A 6389-nucleotide genomic window follows, 5' to 3' on the forward strand; every position below is an offset into this window, starting at 1 on the left:
GGCAATGCTACCTATAGACAGGCGCGCGTCGTGGGCGTTACGTCTAGCGGATGTCCGCGGATTCGTACGCTATCGGCGCACTGCGGAAACAGGACGGAAGTGCCACCAACTGGGATTCTTGTTGGTCCCTCGCGCCCGAAACCATATCTCTACACCGACGTGGAGATACAGAATGATCGACTACCTCACTTGTCAGATATTCGACAATGTCGGGAAGAAGCCAAGGTATTGCCAAGTGATCGCGTTGCCCTGCATGTCTTTTTTTGGTTTGGCACGACACTTGCAGCATCCCGATCACGCTAGCCTCCACGAGGAAAATTCATGGTTCGACTCACCAATCCCCCGCGCAACCTCGCCTACGGCCACATTTGTCGGTTGCCGCAGAGGTGATGCACGCTATCTGGCACAGAGCCAACGGCGTATCTTCCGCCCGCTGACTTGGATCGCCACCAATTGACCAGAGTCAGCGCTCCGGGCCGCTGAAAAGCGGCGCAAATATCGCATGCGTAGGACCGGCACCGATCGGAAGTTTACTGACGCATACGTGCCGAGGACGGGCACAACACGGGCGCCGACGGCCAATCTTCATTTTTCGGGTTGCTTGTTTCGCATGATTGTTGTCCACCAATGCTTTCGAGAGCGATGGCTTAAAAACTTCAAATACGTGTACGAACCTCAATGAAATTCCCTTCCACCAAATCTGCCCACAACCTTAGACGCAGCGGTAGCGAGTGAATTGTGCGTAGTAGGAACATCAGCTCTTGTGCGACGGACTCTGCTCGATCAACTGGAAGAGGTGGGGCCAACTATCTTCTTTGCCAGCTCGCGTTTGGGAATCTGCATGCCTCATTTCGCACGGCTATGACTGCGGCTATGACCATTGAATCCGAATTGATGAGCCGAATTGCATGAATACGATCGTCCCGAAGTCGGCTTTTGCGACCCCATGCGTAACGCGCGCCCGGTCCGCACTGTCTTCCGATTCGCCATGACAACGCAAACCATCCGCTTCTATCACCAAGGGGCCGTCCGCGAGGTCGCGGGCGTTCCGGCGACGCGCACCGTGCTGACGCACCTGCGCGAGGACTTACACTGCACCGGCACCAAGGAGGGCTGTGCGGAAGGCGATTGCGGCGCGTGTACGGTCGTGATCGGTGAACTCGACGCGCGTGGCGAACTCACGCTGAAGGCGGTCAACGCCTGCATCCAGTTCCTGCCCACGCTCGACGGCCGCGCCCTCTTCACAGTCGAAGACCTGCGCGCCGCGACCGGCGCGCTGCATCCGGTACAGCAGGCGCTGGTCAATTGTCACGGTTCACAATGCGGCTTCTGCACACCCGGCTTTGTGATGTCGATGTGGGCGCTGTACGAGAACCAGCCCGCCAGTGCCGGCCTGCCGACCCGCGACGAAATCGACGCCGCGTTATCCGGCAATCTGTGCCGCTGCACAGGCTACCGGCCGATCATCGATGCTGCACAGAGGATGTTCGACTATGTGCAGCATCCGCGCGTCGCGCTCGATCGGGATGCGATCGCGGCCACGCTGCGCACACTGCAACGCAAGGGCACGTTCGAATACAGCGCGCCCGACACCCGCGGCCCCGCATTCGGCTCGCCGACCTTCCACGCCCCGCGCACGCTCGATGCGTTCGCGACACTGCGCATGCAGCATCCGGACGCGCGCATCGTCGCGGGCAGCACCGACGTCGGCTTATGGGTCACCAAGCAGTTGCGTGATCTCGGCGACCTGCTGTACATCGGCAACGTCGCCGAATTGAAAGCGATTGCGCGCGACGCGCATACGCTGACCATCGGCGCGGCGGTCACGCTCGAAGACGCGTACGCGGCGCTCACCGCCGACTACCCTGAGCTCGGCGAACTTTGGACGCGCTTTGCATCGCTGCCGATCCGCAATGCGGGCACGCTCGGCGGCAACGTCGCGAACGGCTCGCCGATCGGCGATTCGATGCCGGCACTGCTCGCGCTGGGCGCCGACGTCGAGCTGCGCCGCGACCGCAGGACCCGCACGCTGCCGCTCGACGCGTTCTACCTCGGCTATCAAAAGACCGCGCTCGCGCCCGGCGAATTCGTCAGCGCGCTGCGCGTGCCGCGCCCGGCCGGCGCGCTACGGTTTCGCACCTACAAGGTCGCGAAGCGTTACGACCAGGACATCTCGGCGGTGTGCGCGGCGTTCGCGCTGCACGTCGCGGAAGACGGCACGATCCGCACGGCGCGCGTCGCGTTCGGCGGCATGGCGGCGACACCGAAGCGCGCCGCCCACACTGAAGCCTTGCTCAACGACGCCGCGTGGAACGAAAAGACCGTCCGTCTCGCGATGGACGCGCTCGCCACCGATTACCAGCCGCTCACCGACATGCGCGCGTCGCGTGCGTATCGGCTGAAGGTCGCGCGCAATCTGCTGTGGCGCTTCCATCTCGAAACGCGCGCCGACGGGCCGCTCGCGTCTCTGCGACGTCAACACGTTCGCGTTCGCGGCGAACGCAACCGCGAAACGGTCGCCGTGATGAACCGGACGGATGCCTTTGTCGAACGCGAGGGCAAGCGTGCCGATCAACGCAATGCAACGCCTAACGATGGCGAGAGCGACGCGTCAATTGGCGTGCCGCTGCCGCACGAATCCGCAGCGCTGCACGTAAGCGGCGAAGCGACCTACACCGACGACATCGCCGAGCTGCACGGCACGCTGCACGCGGCCCTTGGCCTGTCGCGCCATGCGCATGCGCGCATCGTGAAGTTAGACCTCGACGCGGTCCGAAACGCGCCCGGCGTCATAGCGGTGCTGTGCGCCGACGATATCCCCGGCGAAAACAATTGCGGCCAGGTAGTGCGCGACGACCCGATCCTCGCCGACGGCGAAGTGCTGTACCTGGGTCAGCCGGTCTTCGCGGTGATTGCAGAGAGCCACGAACTTGCCCGCCGCGCCGCCGCGCTCGCGAAAAGCGACGACGTGATCCATTATGAGCCGCTCGACGCGATCCTCACCGCAGCCGATGCTAAAGCCGCGAATCAGTTCGTGCAGTCACCGCTGCATCTGCGGCGTGGTGCCCCCCACGCGAAGATCGCCGCCGCACCGCATCGGCTCGCCGGTAGGTTCGAGGTCGGCGGCCAGGAGCATTTCTATCTCGAAGGCCAGATCGCCTATGCGGTGCCGCGGGAGATGGACGGCATGCTTGTCTACAGCTCGACGCAGCATCCGAGCGAAAACCAGCAGGTCGTCGCGGATATGCTCGGCTGGCCCGCGCATAACGTCGTGTGCGAATGCCGGCGCATGGGCGGCGGCTTCGGCGGCAAGGAATCGCAGTCGGCGCTATTCGCGTGCGTGGCTGCGCTTGCCGCGCAACGCCTGCATCGGCCGGTCAAGCTGCGCGCCGATCGCGACGACGACTTTCTGATCACCGGCAAGCGCCACGACGCCGTGTGCGAATACGAAGCGGGCTTCGACGATCGGGGCCGACTGCTCGGCGTGCGCGTCGAAATCGCATTGCGCGCCGGCCATTCCACCGATCTGTCCGGCGCGGTCGCAACGCGCGCGGTGTGGCACTTCGACAACGCGTACTACCTGTCCGACGTCGATATCGTCGCGGTGTGCTGCAAAACCAATACGCAGTCGAACACCGCGTTTCGGGGCTTCGGCGTACCGCAGGCCGCGCTCGTGATGGAAGTGTTGCTCGACGGCATCGCGCGCGAGTTGCGGCTCGATCCGCTCGACGTGCGGCTCGCGAATTACTACGGCATAGGCGAACGCGATACGACGCCGTACGGACAACGCGTCGAAGATAACATCCTCGCGCCGCTGACCGACGCGCTGCTCGATTCGAGCGACTACCGCGCGCGGCGCTCAGCGGTCGCCGAATTCAACGCTAAGAGCCCCGTGCTCAAACGCGGCCTCGCGTTTTCGCCGGTCAAGTTCGGCATCTCGTTCAACGTGGCGTTCCTGAATCAAGCCGGCGCGCTCGTGCACATATACAAGGACGGTTCCGTGCTCGTCAATCACGGCGGCATCGAGATGGGCCAAGGGCTCAACACAAAAGTCGCGCAGGTGGTCGCGAATCAGTTCGGCTTGCCGTTATCGCGCATACGGGTGACCGCAACCGATACCTCAAAAATCGCCAACACCTCCGCTACCTCGGCCTCGACAGGCAGCGACTTGAACGGCATGGCGGCCGAAGCCGCCGCGCAGACGATCCGCGCGCGCCTGGCTGAACTCGCGGCGCGTCAGCTCGGCGGCGACGCCAACGACGTGCAGTTCGCGCGCGGCAGCGTCTCGGTGAACGGCAGCGCGTTGACGTTCGAACAGCTGGTCAACGCCGCGTATCTGGCGCGCGTGCAATTGTGGTCGGACGGCTTCTACGCGACGCCGAAAGTGCATTGTGATGCGGAGACGCTGACTGGTCGTCCGTTATATTACTTCGCGTATGGCGCCGCGGTGTCGGAGGTGGTCGTCGATACGCTGACCGGCGAGTCGAGGCTCGTGCGCGCGGACGTGCTGCACGACGCGGGCCGATCGATCAATCCGGCGATCGATATCGGCCAGATCGAAGGCGGCTTCATTCAGGGCATGGGCTGGCTCACCACCGAGGAGCTCTGGTGGAACCGCGACGGCCGCCTGATGACGCACGCGCCGTCGACATACAAGATTCCCGCGCTCAGCGACACGCCCGCTGCGTTCCACGTGCGGCTCTACGACAACAGCAACGCCGAGCCGACCGTGTGCCGCTCGAAGGCTGTAGGCGAGCCGCCGTTCCTGCTGTCGTTCTCGGTGTTTCTCGCGATTCGCGACGCGATCGCGGCCGCGATGCCGGACTCGCAACATGCTCCGTCATTGCGCGCGCCGGCGACGCCCGAGGCGATACTTGACGCGCTGGACGCATTGAGCGCTTCGAATGCGTAGCACGACGCGGAGAGATCGGCGCTGTCACGTGCGGCCTACAGGCATAATTCCTGCAGCAGTGCCGGCAAGTAGGCCTGACTGCGGCGGACTATCCGTTCAATACGGCACGCCATTCGATTCGCTCTCTCTCTCGGCGTGCGTGAAGGCGGAGCTGCTACGTAGCTTCGGTACTGCTGCACGCGCGGCTGGCACCTCACACCTCAAAGGCTTGCCTCGCCCCGATGGTCAGGCAGGCGCGCCACCGGCAAGCCGCCCCTATCAGGTCGTCGAACTCGATGGTCAAGCTCGATATCCGCCTCAAGGTGGTTCTGTTGCAGTAGGGGTCGCTTCAGGAAACGGAAAATAAATCTATGATCGCCCCCGTTTTTGCAACGCTGAATGGGGTCCCCGTGAGTTTGATGCCGTTTACCGGGTTAGCGGGCTCCAGACCTGACAAGGCTTTGCGGTCTAGCCCTTTATAAAGTCTCCGTAAAATCAATAGCTTGCTGTTTGTCTTCCCCGGAGGCCCGCAGTGCCTCGCCCCCAATTGCCAAGGCGATATTGTTGGCATAGCCTGAGCGGTTCCCCTTTCGGCTGCGGAGCGGACGGCGATGGAACACTGGCGGCAGACCTATCTCGGGATGCGGTCCATCCCGCACACGCTCAACGAGTTCGAGCTCGCCACGTTCTTCACGTTTTCCGCGAAGGAATGTGCGTTGATCAACGCGCGTCGTCGACACGTCTATCGCTTCGCGCTGGCGCTTCACATCGGTTTCGTGCGCATGACCGGTCGCACGCTCGATGCTTGCCGGTACGTGCCACGTAATCTCTGGCAGCACCTGGGGCAACAGCTCGGCATCGAACCACCCGATCTCGGGACGATGACGTCGCTGTACGACGGCCATACCGACACGCTGGTCGAACATCAGGCCTGCGCGTACCAGGCGCTCGGCTTCGGCTCCATGACCGAACACCAACGCCGCTACGTGATGCGCTGGCTCAAAGCCGCGCTCTCGGGCCGGCAGGATCGTAATGGTCTGCTGCACGAACTCAAACGCTGGCTCTACGAACACCGGATCCTGTTGCCGCGCGATCGCACCTTGCGGGAACTGATCGTGCAGGCCATCCGAGACGTCGAAGCCACGTTCACGGGCGAGCTTACGCAGGCCTTTGGCGAAGCCACACTGGATCGTTGGGGCAAGCTGCTGCCGAAGCCCCATGGCGAGGCATCGAGCCTGCAGCAATGGCTGTGGTCGGTGCCGCTGCGCAATTCGACGCGACAGATGAGCGAACTCTTGCGCAAGCTCGACTGTCTGGTCGAGTTCGGCGTACAGATGCAGTGGCCCGACACATGCAACGAAGCTATCGTCCGGCATTATGCGCGGCGCTGCGCGGACCGCAAACCCTCGGTGAGCCACCGCATCCAGCCGGCCATACGGCGGCTCGAGGCCGCCTGCTTCATGCGCTACGCGTTGTGCTCGGCAACCGACCAGCTCCC

At 63.4% G+C, this 6389-nt stretch carries 3 protein-coding genes and 2 pseudogenes; all 5 read left to right on the top strand.

All coding sequences use genetic code 11. The features are described from left to right. Positions 1–172 precede the first annotated feature (172 nt). A complete protein-coding gene (locus BMI01S_RS41570; RefSeq protein ID WP_154671499.1) occupies positions 173–457 on the top strand; it encodes a hypothetical protein in 285 nt (94 codons plus the stop codon). Positions 458–988: 531 nt separating this feature from the next. Further along, positions 989–2431: pseudogene (gene xdhA / locus BMI01S_RS43575) on the top strand (xanthine dehydrogenase small subunit); the annotation flags it as partial. Between the two features lie 93 nt (positions 2432–2524). Continuing rightward, entirely contained in the window at positions 2525–4912 is a 2388-nt protein-coding gene (xdhB, locus tag BMI01S_RS43580) for a xanthine dehydrogenase molybdopterin binding subunit (RefSeq protein WP_036022283.1), read from the top strand. A 47-nt stretch (positions 4913–4959) separates the two neighbouring features. Next, positions 4960–5223: pseudogene (locus tag BMI01S_RS43585) on the top strand (integrase); the annotation flags it as partial. Between the two features lie 279 nt (positions 5224–5502). Then, positions 5503–6389, top strand: an 887-nt coding sequence (locus tag BMI01S_RS35545; RefSeq protein WP_042292630.1) for a DUF4158 domain-containing protein, incomplete at its 3' end; no start/stop codon positions are given.

Origin of the sequence: Paraburkholderia mimosarum LMG 23256 = NBRC 106338, from assembly GCF_000739815.1 — a bacterium.
GTDB classification, from domain to species: domain Bacteria; phylum Pseudomonadota; class Gammaproteobacteria; order Burkholderiales; family Burkholderiaceae; genus Paraburkholderia; species Paraburkholderia mimosarum.